At 37.7% G+C, this 21,911-nt stretch carries 18 protein-coding genes; 2 read left to right on the top strand and 16 right to left on the bottom strand.

Annotated elements, in window-relative coordinates; translation table 11 throughout:
• Positions 1-49 precede the first annotated feature (49 nt).
• Together ccpA and H131_RS16230 are read right to left on the bottom strand one after the other, a co-directional pair.
• On the bottom strand, positions 50-1,054 hold the full coding sequence (gene ccpA / locus H131_RS16225; RefSeq protein WP_010860226.1) for a catabolite control protein A: 1,005 nt from the start codon (positions 1,052-1,054) through the stop codon (positions 50-52).
• 391 nt (positions 1,055-1,445) lie between these two features.
• Positions 1,446-2,531, bottom strand: coding sequence for a bifunctional 3-deoxy-7-phosphoheptulonate synthase/chorismate mutase (locus H131_RS16230; RefSeq protein ID WP_010860227.1), 1,086 nt, complete (start codon positions 2,529-2,531; stop codon positions 1,446-1,448).
• 171 nt (positions 2,532-2,702) lie between these two features.
• Here H131_RS16230 and H131_RS16235 point away from each other — a divergent pair, with 171 nt between their 5' ends.
• Entirely contained in the window at positions 2,703-4,859 is a 2,157-nt protein-coding gene (locus H131_RS16235; RefSeq protein WP_010860228.1) for a cell division protein FtsA, read from the top strand.
• A gap of 59 nt (positions 4,860-4,918) precedes the next feature.
• Here H131_RS16235 and H131_RS16240 read toward each other — a convergent pair whose 3' ends face one another.
• The 9 genes from H131_RS16240 to H131_RS16280 all read right to left on the bottom strand — a co-directional run bounded on the left by H131_RS16240 (position 4,919) and on the right by H131_RS16280 (position 15,391).
• Positions 4,919-5,413: a YtxH domain-containing protein gene (locus H131_RS16240; RefSeq protein WP_036130671.1), complete on the bottom strand. Its 495-nt coding sequence runs from the start codon at positions 5,411-5,413 to the stop codon at positions 4,919-4,921.
• 132 nt (positions 5,414-5,545) lie between these two features.
• Positions 5,546-6,052 carry a DUF948 domain-containing protein gene (locus H131_RS16245; RefSeq protein ID WP_010860230.1) on the bottom strand — a complete coding sequence of 169 codons (507 nt, stop codon included), beginning with the start codon at positions 6,050-6,052 and terminating at the stop codon, positions 5,546-5,548.
• Between the two features lie 230 nt (positions 6,053-6,282).
• Positions 6,283-7,581 (bottom strand): UDP-N-acetylmuramate--L-alanine ligase, encoded by a 1,299-nt coding sequence (gene murC / locus H131_RS16250; RefSeq protein ID WP_010860231.1) that lies wholly within the window; start codon positions 7,579-7,581, stop codon positions 6,283-6,285.
• A 232-nt stretch (positions 7,582-7,813) separates the two neighbouring features.
• Positions 7,814-11,122, bottom strand: coding sequence for a DNA translocase FtsK (locus H131_RS16255; protein WP_036130674.1), 3,309 nt, complete (start codon positions 11,120-11,122; stop codon positions 7,814-7,816).
• Between the two features lie 210 nt (positions 11,123-11,332).
• On the bottom strand, positions 11,333-11,947 hold the full coding sequence (gene ytpR / locus H131_RS16260; protein WP_010860233.1) for a YtpR family tRNA-binding protein: 615 nt from the start codon (positions 11,945-11,947) through the stop codon (positions 11,333-11,335).
• Positions 11,944-12,768: a DUF1444 domain-containing protein gene (locus tag H131_RS16265; protein ID WP_010860234.1), complete on the bottom strand. Its 825-nt coding sequence runs from the start codon at positions 12,766-12,768 to the stop codon at positions 11,944-11,946. The genes ytpR and H131_RS16265 overlap by 4 nt, the downstream gene beginning before the upstream one ends.
• A 352-nt stretch (positions 12,769-13,120) precedes the next feature.
• On the bottom strand, positions 13,121-13,639 hold the full coding sequence (locus H131_RS16270) for a hypothetical protein (protein WP_036130678.1): 519 nt from the start codon (positions 13,637-13,639) through the stop codon (positions 13,121-13,123).
• 94 nt (positions 13,640-13,733) lie between these two features.
• Positions 13,734-14,255 (bottom strand): DUF84 family protein, encoded by a 522-nt coding sequence (locus H131_RS16275; RefSeq protein WP_010860235.1) that lies wholly within the window; start codon positions 14,253-14,255, stop codon positions 13,734-13,736.
• A gap of 59 nt (positions 14,256-14,314) precedes the next feature.
• Positions 14,315-15,391, bottom strand: coding sequence for a M42 family metallopeptidase (locus tag H131_RS16280; protein WP_010860236.1), 1,077 nt, complete (start codon positions 15,389-15,391; stop codon positions 14,315-14,317).
• A gap of 164 nt (positions 15,392-15,555) precedes the next feature.
• Between H131_RS16280 and H131_RS16285 the strand changes: the two genes are divergently transcribed.
• Positions 15,556-15,870, top strand: a complete 315-nt coding sequence (locus H131_RS16285) for a hypothetical protein (protein ID WP_010860237.1) — start codon at positions 15,556-15,558, stop codon at positions 15,868-15,870.
• Between the two features lie 773 nt (positions 15,871-16,643).
• Here the strand turns inward: H131_RS16285 and H131_RS16290 are convergent.
• The 5 genes from H131_RS16290 to H131_RS16315 form a co-directional block, all read right to left on the bottom strand.
• Positions 16,644-17,870, bottom strand: a complete 1,227-nt coding sequence (locus tag H131_RS16290) for a carboxylate--amine ligase (RefSeq protein WP_010860238.1) — start codon at positions 17,868-17,870, stop codon at positions 16,644-16,646.
• Between the two features lie 323 nt (positions 17,871-18,193).
• Positions 18,194-19,057 (bottom strand): YtnP family quorum-quenching lactonase, encoded by an 864-nt coding sequence (locus H131_RS16300; protein ID WP_010860239.1) that lies wholly within the window; start codon positions 19,055-19,057, stop codon positions 18,194-18,196.
• Positions 19,058-19,076: 19 nt separating this feature from the next.
• Positions 19,077-19,724 carry a tRNA (guanosine(46)-N7)-methyltransferase TrmB gene (trmB, locus tag H131_RS16305; protein ID WP_010860240.1) on the bottom strand — a complete coding sequence of 216 codons (648 nt, stop codon included), beginning with the start codon at positions 19,722-19,724 and terminating at the stop codon, positions 19,077-19,079.
• 75 nt (positions 19,725-19,799) lie between these two features.
• Positions 19,800-20,753, bottom strand: coding sequence for a diacylglycerol/lipid kinase family protein (locus tag H131_RS16310; RefSeq protein ID WP_010860241.1), 954 nt, complete (start codon positions 20,751-20,753; stop codon positions 19,800-19,802).
• 3 nt (positions 20,754-20,756) lie between these two features.
• Positions 20,757-21,767 (bottom strand): nuclease-related domain-containing protein, encoded by a 1,011-nt coding sequence (locus tag H131_RS16315; RefSeq protein ID WP_036130684.1) that lies wholly within the window; start codon positions 21,765-21,767, stop codon positions 20,757-20,759.
• Between the last annotated feature and the right edge of the window lie 144 nt (positions 21,768-21,911).

The following is a 21,911-nucleotide window of genomic DNA, read 5'->3' on the forward strand; positions in this document are numbered from 1 at the left end:
ATTAAAAAAACACATAAATCACAGCATAGAATTTACGTGTTTTTCATAATTATTTACTTTTTACAGATTGTCGCAGTTCAATGCGATACGGTAAAATAACTTTTTCATTTTCAACAGGCTCTTTGCTCATTAGCTTTGTCAGTAGACGCATAGCAACAGCACCGATATCGTATAGCGGCAATGCTACACTAGTTAGTTGCGGACGCACCATACGTGCTAACTTTGAATTTTCAAAACTGATGACCTCGATATCATCTGGCACACTTTTACCTGCGTCCTGCGCCCCGTGAATCAACCCAATCGCTAGTTCATCGCTACCCGCAAAATAGGCTGTTGGGGGATTTTCAAGTGAAGATAGTGTTTCCCAAGCCTCTAAGCCTGTGTCATAGCTGGATTCCTCTGCAACAATGAGTGATTCGTCTATAGTTAAGCCTGCATCTTGTAGTGCTTTATTATAGGCTTCAAGCTTAAATTTGCTATTAATCGTATAAGTAAGTGGACCTGTTACAAAGCCAATTCTCGTATGGCCATTTTTAATCAGTAATGTAATGGCCTCATTGGCCGCCTGGAAGTAATCAATATTCACAGTGGCAATCGTTTGCGATTCGTCAACTGAACCTGCAAGTACAATCGGCACAGGTGAATGATCCATCGATTGTCGCATTTTTTCAGTTACTTCATCACTCATCATCACAATACCGTCCACCTGTTTACCCAACATAGTATCCAGCAGTTGTAACTCTTTATCTTCATTTTGGTCTGAGTTGGCTAGAATGATATTGTAACGATACATTGTCGCAATATCCTCCACACCACGTGCCAATTCCGCGTAAACATTGTTTGCAATATCCGGGATAATCACGCCAACTGTTGTTGTTTTCTTACTTGCTAAACCTCGCGCTACTGCGTTCGGACGATATTCTAATCGTTCAATTACTTCTAAAACTTTTTTTCGTGTTGCCGGTTTTACATTTTGATTACCGTTGACTACACGAGAAACTGTTGCCATGGAAACATTCGCTTCACGAGCAACATCATAAATTGTAACAGTCATCGTACGTGCCTCCCTTTTTTCCTTATATAGCCTTATCATACGATAATTTTCATACCATTTTCAAGAAGAAGTAAGTGCATGAATTGAAAAACCAAGTACAAATAGCACTATTATAGACATTATTTTGTCACCAAAAAACTCTTTAATACTATTATTCAAGAAACGCATACAATCTTATACAAATTGCTAATCATTCATTATGTAAAACTTCTTTTCGATAAAGTGAAAACTCCAAGCAGTGGGAGTTTTTCATCCCCACTGTTTGTTAGTTGAACCAATCGGATTTTACCGAGCAGTTAATCGTTCTGGGCGTCTTACTGACCGTTATTACAGGATAAAAAAAACCGTCTGTCAAAAATGACAAACGGTTTTAAAATCATGACATTAAAAATTAAGCATGGATCTCATGATTTTTCATGAATTTTTGTAGTGTTTCGTAGAAAGCATCGAATGTCGGAATATCCATTTGTTGTTGTGAATCAGACAGTGCCACAGATGGATCTGGATGCACCTCTGCCATTACACCATCTGCACCGATAGCAATTGCTGCCTTCGCACATGGTAATAATAAATCACGTCGACCAGTTGAATGCGTTACATCTACAAATACCGGTAAATGCGTTTCTTGTTTTAAAATTGGTACAGCTGAGATATCTAATGTATTACGTGTCGCTTTTTCGTACGTACGAATACCACGTTCACAAAGGATGATGTTTTCATTTCCTTTAGACATAATATACTCTGCTGCATGAATGAACTCATCAATTGTTGCCGCTAACCCACGTTTTAAAAGGACAGGCTTGTTCGTTGCACCCGCTGCTTTTAATAATTCGAAGTTTTGCATATTACGTGCACCAATTTGGATAACATCAATATATTCTAGTGCTTCTTCTAAATGACCTGGTGTGACAATTTCAGTAATTACACCTAAACCATATTCTTCAGATACACGTTTTAAAATCTTAAGTCCTTCTAAACCAAGACCTTGGAAGTCATATGGAGAAGTACGCGGTTTATATGCACCACCGCGAATAAGTTTTTCGCCTTTCGCCTTAATAGACTCTGCTACAGCGGCTACTTGTTCGTATGATTCAACAGCACAAGGACCGAATACAAAAGATGGTTTTCCTTTGCCAATTAGTTCACCGTTGATATTTATAATTGTATCTTCTGATTTTTTCTTACGAGATACAAGTAATTCTTTCTTTTTATCTGCCTCTAATTGTTTTAGTGCTGTTTTGAAGATTTGTTTAAAAATATAATCAACCGTCATTTGGTTTAATGGTCCGTTGTTATGTTCTTTAATCAGATCAAGCATGTGTCGTTCACGCAGTGGATCATAACGATTCACACCTTGTTTTTCTTTAATTTTACCGATTTCATCTACTACTGCTGCACGTTCGTTAATTAGACGAAGAATTTCTAAGTTTAATCCGTCAATTTGACTACGTAAGCTTTCTAAATCTTTCTGGCTCATGCTTCTTGCTCCTCTCCCATGACAGACACTTTCAGAACTCTGAAATGTATGTTACATTTTTAGATATTAGCATTATTATAATCAATGTTGTTCAGAATGTCACGCATTTTTAATTTAGCGCTTCAACTCGCTAAATTATTTTGAGATATATCAAGGAAGGAAGCGATTACATTGAGTTCAAAATTATTTGCGCTTGATATCGGTACACGTTCTGTTGTCGGCATTATTTTAGTAGAAAATAACGACCATTATCACGTACAGGATATTTTAGTAAAAGAGCATAAAGAGCGGGCCATGGTGGATGGTCAAATACATAATGTCATGTATGTGGCAGACTTAATCAATGAAATTAAACATGAGCTGGAAGAACAGCATGGTCCTTTAACAAAGGTGAGTGTAGCTGCTGCCGGTCGTTCATTAAAAACTGAACAAGCGAGTGTGACAATTAGTATACGCAATCGGCCTATTTTTACAGAAGAAGATATTAGCCGTTTAGAATTACAAGCCGTTCAACAGGCACAACAGCAACTTTTACAGCAGAAAGAGGATGCAAAAACGAGCCACTATTACTGTGTAGGCTATTCTGTCCTTTATTATCGACTTGATGGTGAGGAAATTGGTAGTCTTCTCGATCAGCAAGGCGACGAGGCACAAATCGAAGTGATTGCAACCTTCCTACCACGCGTAGTGGTGGAATCTCTCATTGCAGCTCTAAAACGCGCCAACTTAGAAATGGAAGCACTCACACTAGAGCCGATTGCTGCCATCAATGTGCTAATCCCGCCAACGATGCGTCGCCTTAATGTTGCGCTCGTCGATATTGGCGCTGGGACATCTGATATTGCGATTACTGATAAAAGTACAGTTGTGGCCTATGGAATGGTGCCAACAGCAGGTGATGAAATTACGGAAGCCCTTAGTGACCATTATTTACTAGACTTCCCAGTAGCAGAAACGGCTAAGCGTCAACTACAGACTGAAGACGAAATATTAATTCAAGATATATTAGGCTTTGATCAATATTTTGCAAAAGCCGAGGTGTTAAAAGCCATTGAACCTGCTGTTAAACAACTTGCAAAAGCCATTGGGGAAGAAATCTTACGTCTCAACAATCGAACTGCCCCAAAAGCAGTCATGCTTGTAGGCGGAGGGAGTTTAACTCCGGATCTTACAACAGAACTTGGTCTTGTGCTCGATTTGCCTACAAATCGTATTGCGGTACGTGGTGTTGACGCAATACAAAACTTAACAAAAGAAGAACATATAAAGCCTTCACCTGAATTAGTCACACCTATTGGTATTGCAATTGCCGCAAAGAAAATGCCCATCCAATATATGAGTTTAACTGTTAATGAGCAAGTTGTACGCCTATTTGAGTTAAAGGAAATGACAGTTGGAGACGCATTTTTAGCTGCCAACATTCGTGCCAAACAATTGTATGGCAAGCCCGGTCATGGTTTATCGGTAAGTGTCAATGGACAGGATATTTTCATCCCAGGTGGCCACGGACAACCAGCACAAATTTTAGTTAATGGTCAACAGGCCTCAACTAAAACCACTATTAAAACGAGCGATGCAATCCAATTGATAGAAGGTCAGGACGGTCAAACTGCACAAGCGACAGTTCGAGATATTGTTGATGATGCAGCGATCAAAACAGTTACCATTCATGATACAAAGTATGTTATTGAACCAAAAATTACTGTCAATGGTGCACCAGCATCACTCGATAGCGTATTAAATGATCGTGACGTTATTGCCTTTGAAATTGCTGAGACAGTCGAAAACGTATTTAAATTTACAAATAATTGGGATTTACTAAAACGATTTGAATCTTATTATATTCATGTTGACGGTAAGCCACTGTATTTACCAGAGTTTTCGCCCTCTTTATTGATAAATGATAAACCATGCAAATTGTCATATGCAGTCCATAATGGCGATGTTATTAAATTCCAGCAACAAGCATTACCGACTGTTCAACGAATCGCTGATCAGATGAATATTTTACTCGAGGATAAAATCATTATTCATTTTCAAAAAGAAATTTTAGAGCTACATAAGACGGCCCATGAAGTGTTTGTCAATCAAGTTATCATACCAGCACTTTCTACAGTGCCAAATGGAGCAACAATTTCGTTTAAAGAGAAAGATCAAAGTCGTTGGATTTATCAAGATGTGTTTCGTTTCTCAAGCTGGCAACTCCCAACTACATTTAAGGGCAACTTTACGATCCTCCGAAATGGTCAGCCCGCAAGTTTTGACACGGAAATCTTCGGTGGTGATAAATTAGAAATATTACTTGAAGAAGCTCACCTATCATTGTAATGAAAAAAGGGATACCATACGTCTTTGTTATGACGTACGGTACCCCTTTTTAGTTAAATTTATGCACGAACTTCCTCAGCTTTATCTTCAACAGCCTGTTCTACAGCGTCTTCTGCTTTGGCATCTGACTTATCGGTGAAGTCTTCAAGTGGCTCTTCACCCTCAAACGAAACAGTACCATCGTCAAAAACAGTTGGCACCTTTGCAGATTTCAATGTTTTTACTTTTTCTACCAATTGTGTAGATTGCTCTTGAATTTGTTTTGATAACTGAACAGTTTTATCTTTAGCTGTTAATGATAAATCCGCACTCTTATCTTTTAAGTTAACAGCTTGTACAGCCACATCACTACGTAAATCTTTGCCTGGTTTCGGAGCTAGTAATAAGCCTGCAGCAGCCCCTACAATACCTCCAACTAATGCGCCAATGACAAAATCTTTCATGTTCACACGCTCCTCTTCATAGATTGATTCTTGTGAATGATAAAGCTGTGGCAATGAACTTTCTAATTGTTGTTCTTTCACTTCATTAAAATTCGGTTTTTGAGTTGTCATGCTACAATTCCTCCCCATTTATCTATTGCGCCTTGGCGTATTTATGCCAGCATTTCTTGTGTCCGACAAATAAACATACGCATGAGGCTTTATTTTTATTCAGATAGCAGGTAAATGCCATCCAAATAATAATTATTTTTTACGACCCCATTTTCTTTTCGGCTTGTCCTCATATATTGTTTCGTAAGAATATGGGTCTTCTTGCACAACTTCTTGAGCTTGATCGATTATTTTACGCTTCTTCCACTTATCTGCAATGCCCATTGCAACATTACTCCATTGAACAACCTGTGCAATTTTTTCTTCATTTTGCTCAATATTTTTTGAGATAGATGATGTAATTTGCTGTACCGAAGTATTTAAACCGTTCACAGAGTCCCCAATTCCTTTGACTGCATGAACAACAGAATTTAACTGTTTAGATTTATCTTGAATATCCTCAGCTAAGCTATTTGTTTTGGATAATAAAGAAGTCGTTTCGCGTGTAATACCTTCCATTTGTCCCTCGATGCCACTTAAAGTACCCGCTAAACTATTAAGAATCGATTTGAGTGAAAATAACGTCATACCGATGCTCACACATAAAACTAAAAAACCGATCGCCGCAATAATTGCAGCAATATACAAAATAACTTCCATACAAAGACCTCCCGCTAGTAAGAATTACATTACTATTACTTTCCCTATCTTCGACAAAAAAAACTGAATTCCTTCTCATTTTTGAGAAAAAACAGCTTATCCCTTGCGGATTAAGCTGTTTCGTTGTTCTATCATTACGGCTAGAAGTAATTTTGTCACTTTTAGAAGCATGGACTGTTACTTGTGCCGATACGTTACACTATCCTATTGCCATATAAAACTGTTGTGAATCATTTTAGCAATTTTTCAAAAGCATCTTGGAATTTATGGACATCCCCAGCACCCATAAATAAAAATACAGCGCCTTCATGCTTCATTAACACATCAATGCCTTCCGTAGTAATCACAGCACTTCCCTCAATCAGTGAAGCTAAATCTTGAATTGAAAGGGCACCTTGTGTCTCTCTTGCCGAACCGAATATATCACATAAATAGGCTGTGTCTGCAAGGCTCAAACTATCAGCAAAGTCTTGTAAAAATGCTTGTGTACGTGTAAATGTGTGCGGTTGGAAAATAGCTACAAGTTCACGTTCAGGAAACTTTTGACGAGCTGATTGGATCGTCGCACGAATTTCTGTTGGATGGTGTGCGTAATCATCTATTAATACATTATTGCCAATATTCGTTTCTGTGAAACGTCTTTTTACACCTTTATATGTGTTCAGACGCTCTTGAATAATCTCTGGTGAGATACCTTCATATTGACAAAGTGTAATGACAGCTAAAGTATTTAATACCGCGTGATCACCAAATAACGGAATAAAGAAAGTGCTATAAAACTCATTACGAACAAAAACATCAAATGTTGTACCCTCTGTTGTTTTTTCGACATTACGTGCTTCAAAATCATTTTCAGCACCAAATCCATAATAAACAACAGGTACTTTCGCTTGAATACGTTGAAGATGTTCATCATCACCACATGCAATGATGGCATTTTTCACTTGTAATGCAAGTGATTGGAAAGCTGAATATACATCTTCTATGTTTGCAAAATAATCTGGATGATCAAAATCAATATTAGTCATTACTGCGTAATCCGGATTATACGCTAAAAAGTGTCGACGGTATTCACATGCTTCCATCACAAAGAAGGCTGCATCCTCATGTCCAGCACCTGTACCATCACCGATTAAATAGGATGTTGGTTTATAGCCACCTACAACATGGGCCATTAAACCCGTAGTAGATGTTTTACCATGTGCACCCGTAATTGCAATTGATGTGTAATTTCCAATATAATCGCCTAAAAACTTGTGATAACGAATAATTTCAACACCGATTTCACGCGCACGCACTAATTCAGGATGTTCGTCAGGAAAGGCATTTCCCGCAATTACCGTCATACCTTGTTTAATATTATCTGCATCAAATGTAAAAATTGGAATATTACGATCACGTAACGGTTGCTCCGTGAAAAAATACTTATCAATGTCTGAGCCCTGTACTTGTTCACCAGCATCGAATAAGATTTGTGCAAGTGAACTCATGCCAGAACCTTTAATGCCTGTGAAATGAAAAACTGTCATTAATTAAACCCCCCGGGAAATACTAAATCCCATCTATCATCTATTAGGTGTAGCATATTTTTTATGCTCCAAATATTAGGTATTAATACCTTTTCAAGCACGAAAAAATACGTACTAATCAAAACATCTTGTCTATTATAGCACTATTTATGCACAAGGATAAATGTGCAACTTTTCTAAAAAAACTAAATTTGACGAAAGTCAGATAATCTAGACGAAAACACTGCGATTATTATTCAAACATAGCAATTAAATCTTGCTCGGTAATATAACTTTCACGCGGTTTACTACCTCTTGCCTCTGACACAAAACCATGAGATTCTAACATATCAATTAACCGTGCAGCACGGTTATAACCGATATGATACTTACGTTGAATTAGGGACGTAGAGGCTCCACCTTGTTCATAAACAAATCGACATACATCTTCAAATAGATCATCTTGCTCTGCGGAAACTTCAATTTTCTTTAAAAGCTCCTCTTGATCGAAAATATAATCCGGTTCACCTTGCTCACGAACATGGTCTATGATTGCTTCTATTTCATCATCTGTCACAAATGTCCCTTGTAAACGTACTGGTGCAGACATTCCATTACCTAAATATAGCATATCGCCTCGTCCAAGTAATCTTTCCGCTCCTTGCCCATCTAATATTGTTCGCGAATCAATTTGTGAAGACACCGCGAAGGCAATACGTGTGGGGATATTTGATTTGATGAGCCCTGTAATAACGTCCACAGACGGTCTTTGTGTTGCAACAATTAAATGAATACCACAAGCACGTGCCTTTTGGGCAATACGACAAATGGCCTCCTCCACATCTGCAGGAGACATCATCATTAAATCGGCTAGCTCATCAATGACAATTAAAATATAAGGTAATTTTAAACTATGCTCATTATTTTTATCGGCTAATGCATTATAGCGTGTGATGTCACGCGCACCTGCATGCGCAAATAACTGATAACGACGCTCCATCTCCTCAACTGCCCATTTTAATGCCGCTGTTGCAGCCTTAACATCTGTAATAACCGGGCTGACCAAGTGAGGAATATGATTAAACGGAGCAAGCTCTACCATTTTGGGATCAATCAGCATAAGTTTTAACTCATGTGGTGCAGCCTTATATAATAAGCTAACTAAAATAGAATTAATACAAACTGACTTCCCTGAGCCTGTAGCTCCGGCAATTAAGCCGTGTGGCATTTTTCGTAAATCAATCGTTACTGGCTTTCCTGTTAAATCCAGCCCTAGTGCTGCTTCAAGCGGTGAATCCGAGTCGAGGAAGGAAGCACTATTTGTCACTTCTGATAATCGAACAGCTCGAGATACGCGGTTTGGAATTTCTATGCCAATTGAACTTTTACCAGGAATCGGTGCTTGAATACGGATGTCTTTTGCTGCTAATGCTAGCTTCAAATCATCAGCTAGGTTACGTATTTTACTTACCTTTGTTCCATGACTTACTGTTATTTCAAATTGCGTAACAGCTGGCCCTTGCATAATAGATTCAATTTGAGCTGATACCTGGAAATAAGAAAGAGCTTCGACTAATGTATCTCCCTGTTGTTCCATCCACTCAGTGTCTTGTGTTTTTTCCTCAGGCGGTTCTAAAAACTCTTCACCTGGTTTATGATACACTCGAACAGGTTTCAAAGGTTTAACGGCTGGCTCTTCCTTTTCAGGTAACACTTCAATCATTTGAGACTGCTCTTGTGGCATATCCTCAACTATTTCAGCATTCCCCAGAACACTTGGGATATCAATCTTTTCTTCTACAAATGCTTGAGCAGTAATTACCTTTGCATCCATTAGTGAAGTCGCTGCAATTTCATCGGCTCCTTCTACTACCTCCATCGCTGTATTTTCTACAGTTGATGGGCGGTCCATTGTTGCTACAGGCGACATTGTAATCTCTGCTACACTTTCTAGTGCTGTATTTACAGATTCCATCTTTGGAAGAGTGAGCTCTGTTTCCTTCATCACAGACGACGAAGCAGACTCTGATACTTCTTCAGTTGACTTAACGTTTTCAGTAATATGAATAGATTCAGTTGTCTTAACGTTTTCATTATTTGGAATAGCAACAGCCGATTTAATGTTTTCATTATTTGGCATCACTACAGCTGTTTCAACGTTTTCATTATTTGGCATTGCCACAGCTGTTTCAACGTTTTCATTATTTGGCATCGCTACAGCCGATTCAACGTTTTCATTATTTGGCATCGCCACAGCTGACTCAACGTTTTCATTATTTGGCATTGCTACCGTCCTATGAATATCATCAGAAATAAATTGTGGTGTATCCTTAAGCTGTTGGCGGTTTTGCCACTTCTCTTTATCCGTTTTTAACATTAAAACATTAAAAGGAATGCGGCTTTTTTCTTGTTTAATTGTTGCTTTATTAGCTTGCTCATCCAAAACCGCTTGCTCTGCTTCCTCATCTGCGGTCGGCTGTACAACTGTCACTTCACCAATGTGGATTGTTGAGTTTTCTATTTGTACTTGTTCCACAATAACTTCTTTCACATGAATATCAGATTCATTTGCAGAGAGTTGATCGAGAGCGAGTTCTTGCTGTACAGCTTCCTTCACTTGCTCTTCAAAACCGACTGCGAACGATGTCGTTGGCGGTACTGCCATATTAGAAAGGTCTTTTGTTTGAAGGTTTTCTTCAGCTTGAACTTCATCAAAAGTAATTGGTTGCTTCTGTGCGTCATAATCTGCATCAAATGTAATCGTTTGTTTTTTTTCAGCCTGATCTTCATTAATTGTTTTCGTTTGTTGTGGTGTAGCTTCCATATCGTTAGGCTCATTAACCCGATCAATTACATCATTTCGTGTCAGGCTAGGCACTTTTTCTACTAGTATATTTTCAATCGCCTCATTTGTTGTCGTTTCTTTTACAGTCGCAGGTGTTGAAGGTCTTTCAGCATCATTTTCTTCCATACGTTTGTTTAATAATTGCTCAATTGGGCTTGGCTTAGCGAAGCCATACACTGGAGAAGGTACATCCGTTGGTACAAAACGTTTACGATTCGGTGGTAAACTACTTTCAACAGTCGGTTCTTTCTTAGGAGGAGCAGCCTCCTTTTGAATAACCGGTTCATATTGTGCATCACGAAAAATCATCCGTGCCTTTGAACGATTCTCTTGCTCTGGCTGACTTCGTGTAATTGTCGTTCGACCTGTACGTTTTGTACGGTTTTCTAAAAGCTCACGAATCCCCGAAACCTCCACATCGTAAACTCGTGAATCTACGATATGATTATGTAAATGCTTCGGTAACGATAAATCTTCAATTTGTCCATAATAAGCATCGTCCATTTGATTGAATGCCTCTTTTGGTTCATTTGATGACTCCGCTTCTTTGTCTTCAATTAATGGAAAACGAAAGGTCTTTTGCTTATTTACAGGGTTTTCTTTCAACGATTGTTGTTGCTCATGTTGTTCCTGATAGTTTTCATATTCATAGTTATCTTCATATTCATAGTCATCTCTATTTAAAATTTTATCTATTTGTTTTTTAAACCAATTCACGTTGTTTCACTCATTTCTCATACACTTCGTTTATAGCGTTGTCTATGATTTCAAAAGAGAGCCTTTTAAAAACAAAGCTACGTCTATATAAAAAAGCATACCATAAAAGTGTTATAGAAACTTGCATTTATAGGCCCAACCTTCACAAAAAAATCGTTACGCTACCAACAACATTGGTAACATAACGATTTTTGCATATATAATATACTTTTAACGAGTTGGCGCTTCAAAAGCACTGCCAATTTCCGCTTCTTCTGGTAATACTAAGATTCCTTTTTCAGACGGTGCATTTGGAATCGCTAATTCACGAGCCGAGCATAACATCCCGAATGAATCGACGCCTCGTAAATTACCTTCTTTAATGAGCATACCTGAAGGCATAACTGCTCCAACTTTGGCTACTACTACTTTCTGACCAGCTTCAACATTCGGTGCTCCACAAACAATTTGTAAGTTCTTGTCACCTACATTTACAGTACAAATACTTAACTTATCAGCATTTGGATGTTTTTCCTTTGTTTCCACATAGCCCACCACGAATTTTGGTGAAAAATCAACATCAAGACTGATTGTAGCGCCATTTTTTGTAATAGCAGCCTCTAGTTGTGCTACAAATTCTGGTGTAACTTCGACATTACCTTGAGCTTCTGTTTGTACATAATTGCTTGCATTAAATAGGTTAAAAGCTTTAATCTCTCCTGTTTGAGCTTCTTTTAAAATGGCAATATCGCCAGCACGTTCAACCACTGTTTTCACAATTGCCTCTGTCGCTAATTGCACTAATAATACGTCTCCTACATACGCTTTGTTGTAAAATACATTCATTGTTCTTCTTGCTCCTTTTTCACTCTGTTTTTCGCTAGAATAAAGATCGGTTCTAAGTCACCGTCTTCATATATAAATGATAACGACGTAATCGGTACTGTTCCGACAGTAAAGAAATGCATCGTCATCTGTGCTAATACATCATAACCTGTTTCATTACGAATATCACCTAGTATTAATACATCTTGATGAGGGACAGATATCGTCATATCCCCCTCTATTTGTCCACGCATGTCTTTTAAAAAGTTTTCATTTAAAATACGACTTGCATCATAGCCATCGTTGACATTAACAAAATAAAAGAAATTTCCAGCCACTTCATCTTTCTTATAGACTGTCGGTAACTGCTTGACCGAAAAACGTGCCATTTCACGAATCTGCTCTATTGTCAATTGCAATGCCTCTAACATTGACTCATCAATAAAGCGATATGTTTTTCCTAAATCAAGTGCATAAAAAATCTGCGTTTCTGCCGTATGTTCCGTAGTAATAAATGCATGCCCCTCTTTTGATGCTTGTGGATAGGATGTTGCACGTATCACTGGGTAAATTTGTGTAGATGTTTGGAACCCTTGTTCCATTTCCTGCTCCATTGCCGTGAAGGTTTGCTCAATTGTATAAACCACTTCATTGATTGCCACCTCTTGCTTTTCACTGTATTTCGCTATAATACCTGGTAAAGAAAGCTCCATCCCTTTGCCTATTTTTTTATGATTTAAGCGCAATTTATCATGCTTTTTATCGAATTCAAAATCAAATATTTGCTCATTTAATTGTTTTTTCAATAGAGATATTAGTTGTTCTGATTTTATTTGTTTCATCTAGTTCACGTCCTTTCTATGTGAATACGCTTCGCCGTAATGCGGCCAAATTTAACTTTGCACTGGTAGGCCTGCACAATGGCAGACAAGATGTCAGTCATTTCAGTAAAACCACGAGACGTGGCGTATAGCCATTGCGCCTGCCGCTAGCTTTCTGGTAGCTAAGTTATTGCTTGCAAGCGGCGCAGATGGGGCTACCATCCATAATAAATTTATTCCCTTTAAAATCCGCGACATCCACCAAAGGCTTAAATCTTAGCCTGTAGGTGTTTGGAAACCCACTGAATACTGAATAAAGTTCAAAATGAAACGGCTCACATGTTTGTGAACCGTCTTGTTCAAAACTATGCAATTATTTAATCTTAACCGAATGAACGATTTTCGTCATCTCATGTAGATTATCTTCAATATTTTGAGACTTTGAAATGGTTGTCATTTTTACGCCGCCGCTACTGACAACTAGCTCAAATTCATCATCTTTCTCAGTTTTAGAAATCGCTGAAAATCCGAAACTATCATCCTTCTCATAAGTATTTTCTTTAATAATTTCTTTGGAACTATCTTCTTTTAGTAAATTATAATAGAGTTTGCTGTCTGAATCTTCACGATCATTGATGAAAAGAATATAAGATTCCTTGCCCTTAGATATTAAAATATTATATTTATCTGAACTGTCCTCGATTTTAAATTTAGTTGGTAGAAACAATTGGATATGCCCAATTTTATCTGTATGTTCTTCTGGCTTCTCTGCAAAAACAGTTTCCGTTATTTTAAGTCCACTTGCAATTTGTTCATCAACAGATTGATTGCAGCCAGAAAGTCCCAAAATCAAAAGCATTAAAGTCAATGCTTGTAGCCACTTACGAGACATTTCTATCTTCCTTTCATTGCTAACTTTTTTTTATTTTAAAAAAATTTCAGTAAAGTTGCAACTACTCTGCTCCATTATCACTAGTCCGAAGACACTATTCAGCTGCTAATGTGAACAAATATTGTCCAACCAACAGCGCGACAATATGCTCAAACATAGACTGGCGGCTTACTATTCCTCGCGTAAAAATACCTACAGCACCCGCACCTTGACGAATATCCAGACGCTTTGTGTATGCTTCCATAACAGGACCAAGCTCCTTCCCAGCTATTATTTCCTGGGCAATTTCCTTTGGTAATATAATTTGTGCACCAGCAGCCGTAAAAATTGTACCATCCGCTAAAGCAAGAGACCCCCAGTTACAGATGTACATTTCACCTTCAATTTCAGTGACACCACCTTCAAGGCCAAAAGATAATGCTGCGCCAGTTGCATGCAATGAATTTTTCGCACGATTAATCGCTCCTTGTCGTGTTTCTTCTGTAGTTATAGGTTGTTCAGACACTTCAGAGGAAGCCTTGACATATGTAAAAACAGCTTTTTCAAAATATTGTTTAACGATAACTTCTACTGCTTTAGTTTTTGCTTTATTTGTTGTACCAATTGCTATGTTCATGAAAATCCCTCTTTCTATATATAGAAAGAGATGCCAATTATGGCATCTCTCATGTTTCTTTACACATTAGCTCGAATCGTCTCCAATGTCGATCGATCTGCTTTTTTCACTAACTCTACAATTAATGCTTTCGCTGCAGCATAATCATCAATATGGATAATAGATGCTGAGGTATGAATATAGCGTGAACAAACCCCAATTACAGCACTAGGAACACCATCATTTGCAGTGTGCACACGGCCAGCATCTGTACCACCTTGTGATACAAAATATTGATATGGAATATGATTAGACTCCGCTGTATCTAAAATAAACTCACGCATTCCACGGTGCGTTACCATTGAGCGATCAAGAATGCGTAGTAACGTACCTTTACCAAGCTGACCGAATTGATTTTTATCACCAGATACATCATTTGCAGGTGAAGCATCTAAAGCAAAGAATAAATCTGGTTTAATCATATTCGCTGATACTTGAGCACCTCGAAGCCCAACCTCTTCCATCACATTTGCGCCGGAATATAAATGACAAGCTAACTTTTCATTCTTTACTTCTTTCATTAACTCAATAGCTAGTCCACAGCCATATCGGTTATCCCAAGCTTTTGCCATTATTTTTTTAGGATTGGCCATCGGTGTAAATGGACATACAGGTATGATGGATTGGCCTGGACGAACACCAATTGCAATAGCATCTTCTTTACTATCAGCTCCAACATCTATTAACATGTTTTTCATATCCATCGGCTTTGCTCGCTCAGCATCTGTTAGTAAATGTGGTGGAATCGATGACACTACACCAGGAATAGGCCCATTTTTTGTAAACAATTCAACACGCTGTGCCAGCATTACTTGATTCCACCAGCCGCCCAATGTTTGAAAACGAATCATACCGTTGTCCGTAATCGATGTGACCATAAATGCCACTTCATCCATATGACCTGCTACTAAAATTTTCGGTGCATCAGCTATTTCACTATGTCTTACGCCAAAAATACCACCTAAATTATCTTGAATAATTTCATCAGAGTATTTCTCTAACTCAGAACGCATGAACGCGCGTACTGCATGTTCATTGCCCGGTGCGCCTGGTAACTCTGTTAATGTTTTAAATAATTGTAATGTTCCCTCATTCATGATGACTCTCTCCCCACGAAGTAGAATTTTCTTCCTTGCTATTGTATCACACTTATTTCCGAAGTCGAAATATTGATATATTTCATAAAAGTCCCCCAGTATGAACGTGCATTCACTCTCTGTGCTATGATAAAATGATGTTATAGGAAAAGGAGGATAAAACCATGAAATTACGTGATTTTTTAATTGGTGTTGCAACGGGCCTAGCCGCCGCAGTCATTATTAAAGAAGCAAGTGAAAAAGTTTCTCCATATGTGCCTGCTGGACAAGTACTTGAAAACATAAAAAAAGAATTTAAAAAGGATGCACCGATCGACGGTTCGTGGATTTATATGAAAACAGATAATTTTACGAATGGTTTCATGACGATTCCTGTTTATCGTGGTGGTATTTCACGCATGTATGAGGGCGAAATGCAAACTTTCGAATTCGCTGCTGACGCACGCTCTGGCGTTGTTGTTGAACTAATTGAATTATAATAGTGACACTTTAATCTTCAATTCATGCGAGATAAGCTACATTAAATATCCAATATGGCGATGCTAATGCTAAAAAATTTAATCTTTTTGCCGCATTTGCGCAGAAAAGGGGTGTCTCAAATGAATGAGACACCCCCTTTCAGCCTGTAGACAAACTCAAAAAATAATTGAGTTTTCTTACAGTTTTTTCAAATAGAAGGATCTATAGGAATCCGTAGATTTCCGCTAGCGGACGCCTTTCGCGGTCATGGCTTCAGTCTCCTCGTTACACTAGGCTCCTGCTGGCCTTCAACTCATGCTATTCTTTGCAGAAGTCGTCGCCTACACTCCAATATACGAGTGTACGTCTATCAGTAAAAATTATGAACTGTCGCTTTCAAGACTCAGCTACATTTCCGCATTTTAAAAGAAATTGCGGCAAGGATTATTGAGTGCTGACCATATCATTATTGATTCGATACATAGTACTACTGTCGTTAATAGGGGCTTTTTGCAACTACTATAAAAGGTATTCGGAATGATCACATTCCGAATACCTTTTGTCGTCAATCTGAAAGGGGTTGTCTCAAAAGTAAAAACAACATGCTCAGAGGTATCCAAGTATGCTATTTTTTGATGCAAAGTAAAAATCCGCGTAGACCTCTGTGGGAAAAGCAAGAGCATGAGACCTAGCAGGGAGCGTTAGCAAGCGATGCGGCTCATGCCTTGCCCGGGGATTTTTACCATATAAAGGCGGATGCTATTGTTTGAAGTACTTTTTAGACTTCTTCTTTTTACTCAGATAGTCCTTTATTATTGAAGTACTTTTTGTATTTTCGGTAATAGTTTAAGTTATTTAACGTTAGCTTCACCCAACGTTTCGTATTCATATCCTCATTAAAGTAAAGTGAGTTTGTATACTTTCCTTCACGAATCAATTTTAGTGCTTCCAGCTTAAGTTTTTCATTCGATGCATATTTGAATAATACTCCCTTAGGAATAATCATCCACAAATGCTTGTCCTCTACATAGGTTACTTGTTGTTCAACATTTAACATATGATCGTCCGCTACATATTTCATTAAATTATGTCCACTTGCCGTTACATAATAACTTGAGCGGCCATTGCGCAAATTAATTTCAAACAACTTATACTGTTTGTCACGTATATCGTATTTCATATCAAAATTTGCAAAACCAGTATAGCCGATATCCTCTAAGAAGAAGCGAACCTGGTCCATTAATTCTTTATCATATGTTGTGACGATTGCTGCATAACTACCAATGCCTTCTGGAGAATGCTCTTCCAAAATAGGATTACCAAGACACATCAACTTCACTTTGCCATCTTTTCCTACATACGCATTTAATACACGCATATAAGAATCATCGCCAGGGATGAACTCTTGAATAATCATTGTATCTTGGTAAGTTGAACTATAGATTGCTTTTAAAATTGCTGTTTTTTCTGCTTCATCATGTGCTATGAAAACTTTTTTCTTTCCTGGAAATGTACAAGCCCAATATTCCACTGAGTTCGAAGCCTTTAAAATAATTGGATACTCAAACGGTGGTGTGAAGGATTGATAGTTTTCTGCTGTTACTGTTGTCGTTCCTGGATACTTAAAATTATACTTCTCACACATTTTATAGAAGTTTTCTTTTAGTAAAATTTCATCCATTAATGATTCGTCGATATATGGTACTGTAAAATGCTCCTGTAATGCTGGTTTGTTTTTGATGATTAGTTTTGCATAATCATCACCACAAGCAAGTAGCAGTAAATTTTTATCAGCATATTTTTTTGCCACTTCTGCCAGTGCAGGTACAAATACGTCCTGTTCATTTAGACGATCGATTTCTTGAAAATTAAGAATATGGCTATCCTGTGTAGCTGTTAAATGTGAACGTCCTAATACAAGTGGTTTAATGCCGTATGCTTCGTAAAACGCGCGTGCCATGCCATATGCATTCATATCTGATCCTAATAGTACTGGTAAAAATGGTTGCTCAGTTGCCATTGTTATTTCAACTCTCTTTTGTGTTTTAGTATAGCTTTTAGTGTATCATATTTTCTAAAATGTTCACGAAAAAAAAGCCCTAAAAGATTTTTCCCAAAGCTTAGGACTTGCTGCCTGTTGGCAAAGCATTGACCATCCTCGTCGCATCGTAACGTTTGGTTTTTGATTGTTCCGCTTCCCTGTAGGAATAGCATGCACTTTACACACTAAATCAAAATAATTTTCTAAAATAGCTACAATATCTAAACATCTATTACGTCCTACTACTAGCTTTTTAAACAAAAAAAACGCATGAACCCAAAAAAGTTCACACGTTCTAGTCATTAGAATGTAATAACAGCTTGTCTACTGCGTTCTAACTTATCTACAATTTCCTTGCCCGTTGTATCCCATTTAATCATGCGGTAATAAGCATCATGATAGAAAATAAATCCGTAGCTATTTTCTAATGCTTCTTTCATCAAACGTTCTTTGGCAAATATACTTGTCATTGGATAATCGTCATATGCTAACACCCATAACGGATTTTGGTGAGCATGTGTTGGCATAATATCCGCCATATGCAGTAGTACTTCTCCATTTTGTGTTAATTTAATTATAGCATGTCCATCACTATGGCCACCTGTATGAATCATTTCGATACCTGGCGTTACTTGTAAAGTGCCCTCATAGGTTTCTACTAAGTGCTGTACTGGCTCCCAGTTTTCTTTCCAATAGGTGTTTTTCGAACGGATATTTGGCTCACACATTTCATCCCATTCAATCTTCGTCACATAGATTTTTGCATTTGGGAATGTAGGTACTAAAACATCATCTTCCCACTGTGTTAAACCACCCGCATGATCGAAATGTAAATGTGTCATTAATACAACATCAATATCTGCAGCTGTTAAACCAAGTTCTTGTAAACTATCAGCCAATGTCGATTCTTCAGTTACACCATAGTTTCGCAATTGTTTTTCATTTAATTTGTTAAAACCAACACCCGCATCAATAATATAGTTTTTACCTTCATATTGAATTAAGATAGGCTCTGTCGGCAATTCCACTTGATTTTTTTCATTTACTGGATATTTACGTGACCAAAGTGGCTTTGGTACAACACCAAACATTGCACCACCATCAAGGCAAGTGACACCCCCGTTTAGCCATGATAATGACATATTGTGAAACTGTAATCGATCCATCCATACTCCCCCTAGAAAACTATTTTGTTATGAATTGTGATTCTAGACGATAAATTGGTTGCCCCTTAGCAGAAAATTTCTGCTCATATTCTGTCATAATATTATCCTCTGGCATCTTCGCATGTAGGTCGAGTGATACATACTTCAATAACATGCCATATTCAGACATACTAACTAACGAATACTCAAACAAGCCACGGTTGTCCGTTTTAAAATGGATTTCCCCATTATCAACTAAAATCGACTCATATAATTTCAAAAAACCCTCATGCGTTAGACGACGCTTTGCATGGCGAAGTTTAGGCCAAGGATCTGAGAAATTCAAATACACTCGTGCTACATCGTTTTTTTGGAAAAATTTATATAAATCCGCGCCATTTACTTTTAATAAACGTAAATTTGCTGGAGATTTAGCCTCTAAAATATTTTCTAGTGCACAAACGATCACACTATCATACAGCTCAATACCAATATAATTGATATGTGGGTTCTGCAAAGCCATCCCTGTCACAAATTGCCCTTTCCCTGTACCAACCTCAATATGCAGTGGGTTGTCATTGCCAAAAACCGCCTGCCAATTTCCTTTAAAGTCTTCAGGATTTGGTATGATCACCTCTGGATGACTTGTAATCATGTCCTCTGCCCAAGGCTTATTTCTTAATCTCAATTTTCTTCCTCATTTCCTTCTAGGTAATTATTAATTTTTTATAGTATAACGTAAAAACAGTCATTTCGCATAAAATTATTGTGAAATGACGTTTCTTCCATTATCAAAAGTTATTATATTCCAAGCATCTTGTTGGACCGCACAATGAATAATTGTACCCTGTTCAATCTCACCTATATAGTTCCCATCTGTATGACTATCAATCTTGTCAGAGTCCAAGATAATCTCAAATTGATTGTTTTGCAAAAAAGTAATTTCTTTAAACTTCGTATGCTTTTCAAAAAAAACAGTGGCAAAAACAAATAGTAATTTCAAACGGGAAATACCATAGACAATCGTCACTTCAATTTTTCCATCATCGGGTTTAGAGCGTGGTGAAATTTTCATGCCGCCGCCAAAATAAGGATGATTACTCATGGCAACAAACCACGCCTGCTTAAAATGCCGTTCTTCATTTTTTGTACGTACTGTCACATTAAAACGCTCAAAACTAAATAATCCCCTCACAACAGCTGCAGCATAGGAGAGTTTGCCAAGTCCTATTTTATTGAGATAATATTTAAGGCGTGACTTATTAATCTGCTTTGTAACATATGCATCGAAACCAATACCTGCATTATTTACAAACAGCTCATTTTGCATTGTTCCAAACTGAATCATGCCAATATCCATCGAAATTCCGACTAATTCAGACCGTAAATAAGTCTCAATTTGTTTAGCATTTCGAAATATTGGAAAATATCGTACGAAATCATTACCTGAGCCCGCCCTTACAACGCCAATAACCATAGAGTCAATATGTACGACACCACTGACAACTTCATGTATCGTGCCATCCCCACCGACAATGACAATGAGCTTTTTTGTTTGTGCCCCTCGTGCCCATTGCCTCGCAATTTCTAGTCCATGCCCTTCATATTCTGTGAAGGCAACTGCATAGTTTATGGTTAATTGTTGTTGAAGACGGTGCCAAACTTTCTTCCCTTTACCATTGCCAGCTGCCTCATTAACAATAAATAATACATTCATATGTTAATCCTCAGCGGATGGTTGCGATGTCTGTTGCCAAATATCACGATTAAAGGACGTTGTTTGCACATTATTTAAAATCGTTTGCGCTGCGCGAATTTGCATATGCTTCATAGGAGAGGATACTTTTTTCAAATGCTGCATCCATTCCCCATAATTGCGATGATCTACAAATTGTATACTAAAGGATGATCCGGGATAGTCAAAATAGCCATTACGTGTTAACACAACTTTTCGAATGGGCATATCTATGTTATCTTGCTGAAATAACTGTGTTAAAACCGATTCCATACGACTTAAATTAATCATAGGATTGAGTATTTTAAAATCCTTTGTTCCTACCTTCTTGACCCAAAATCGTTCGCTACTGCCTACATACACCGCTTGATTTTCTGCTTCAAGCACTGTAATACAAATACATTCGGTTGGTGACATTAAAACAACATCAAGTTCAATCGGGGCTTTTCGCACCTGTAAAATAGGATAATAAAACACTAAATAATTATCCGGCAAATTTTGCAATAAAGTTCGTAATAAAGAGTCACGCATAAATCGAGGATCAACATACGATTTTTCTCGTAGCGTTGAGCTGGCCCACTTCATTTGGAAATGAAAAAACTGATCTATGAACATACGCTTCAATTCGTGAATAGACTGCGGTGCATACACTATTTTCGGCTCAAATGTTAAGGTCGTTTCTTCTTCTGGAATAATATCTTCCTCATTTGCAAATTCATTTGTTACTTCTACCTGCTCACTATCTTCTTTTATATCTTCCTTCTGACGACCAGCAAAGATTTTTTTAATTAACGAGAAGCGTAGTTTCTCCTCAAATGGCTCATTTTCTGTGTCATTGTCGACATGCTGCCACTCACTAATTTCTTCTCCTGACTCCCATTGACGTTTGACACGTTCCCATTGGCTTTTTTTTAACCGTACAAATTGTGTTGGATATCTAGCCAAATCAATTTGATAACGTGAAACATAATCTTGTATTTTCACTAATTGTGCCATTTAAAGGTCACTCCAATCTTACTGCCCATGTAAATCATTATCATTTTTATTTTACATGACGTTTCAGGAGAAAACATCCATATTTTGCTCTATAAAAAAAGAACTACTCTAAAACCTTGGTTGATCATCAAGGTTTGAGTAGCT

It is taken from the genome of Lysinibacillus sphaericus OT4b.31 (assembly GCF_000392615.1).
In the GTDB taxonomy this organism is placed as follows: Bacteria; Bacillota; Bacilli; order Bacillales_A; family Planococcaceae; genus Lysinibacillus; species Lysinibacillus sphaericus_B.

Coding starts and splice junctions, on each gene's coding strand:
- H131_RS16280 (WP_010860236.1), bottom strand. CDS start 15,391: ATGAATGAGGGAACATTACAATTATTTAAAACATTAACAGAGTTACCA.
- H131_RS16240 (WP_036130671.1), bottom strand. CDS start 5,413: ATGACAACTCAAAAACCGAATTTTAATGAAGTGAAAGAACAACAATTA.
- H131_RS16245 (WP_010860230.1), bottom strand. CDS start 6,052: ATGGAAGTTATTTTGTATATTGCTGCAATTATTGCGGCGATCGGTTTT.
- ytpR (WP_010860233.1), bottom strand. CDS start 11,947: ATGAATGTATTTTACAACAAAGCGTATGTAGGAGACGTATTATTAGTG.
- H131_RS16315 (WP_036130684.1), bottom strand. CDS start 21,767: ATGGCACAATTAGTGAAAATACAAGATTATGTTTCACGTTATCAAATT.
- H131_RS16270 (WP_036130678.1), bottom strand. CDS start 13,639: ATGTCTCGTAAGTGGCTACAAGCATTGACTTTAATGCTTTTGATTTTG.
- H131_RS16265 (WP_010860234.1), bottom strand. CDS start 12,768: ATGAAACAAATAAAATCAGAACAACTAATATCTCTATTGAAAAAACAA.
- H131_RS16275 (WP_010860235.1), bottom strand. CDS start 14,255: ATGAACATAGCAATTGGTACAACAAATAAAGCAAAAACTAAAGCAGTA.
- H131_RS16300 (WP_010860239.1), bottom strand. CDS start 19,057: ATGGATCGATTACAGTTTCACAATATGTCATTATCATGGCTAAACGGG.
- murC (WP_010860231.1), bottom strand. CDS start 7,581: ATGACAGTTTTTCATTTCACAGGCATTAAAGGTTCTGGCATGAGTTCA.
- H131_RS16290 (WP_010860238.1), bottom strand. CDS start 17,870: ATGGCAACTGAGCAACCATTTTTACCAGTACTATTAGGATCAGATATG.
- H131_RS16230 (WP_010860227.1), bottom strand. CDS start 2,531: ATGAGCCAGAAAGATTTAGAAAGCTTACGTAGTCAAATTGACGGATTA.
- ccpA (WP_010860226.1), bottom strand. CDS start 1,054: ATGACTGTTACAATTTATGATGTTGCTCGTGAAGCGAATGTTTCCATG.
- H131_RS16310 (WP_010860241.1), bottom strand. CDS start 20,753: ATGAATGTATTATTTATTGTTAATGAGGCAGCTGGCAATGGTAAAGGG.
- H131_RS16285 (WP_010860237.1), top strand. CDS start 15,556: ATGAAATTACGTGATTTTTTAATTGGTGTTGCAACGGGCCTAGCCGCC.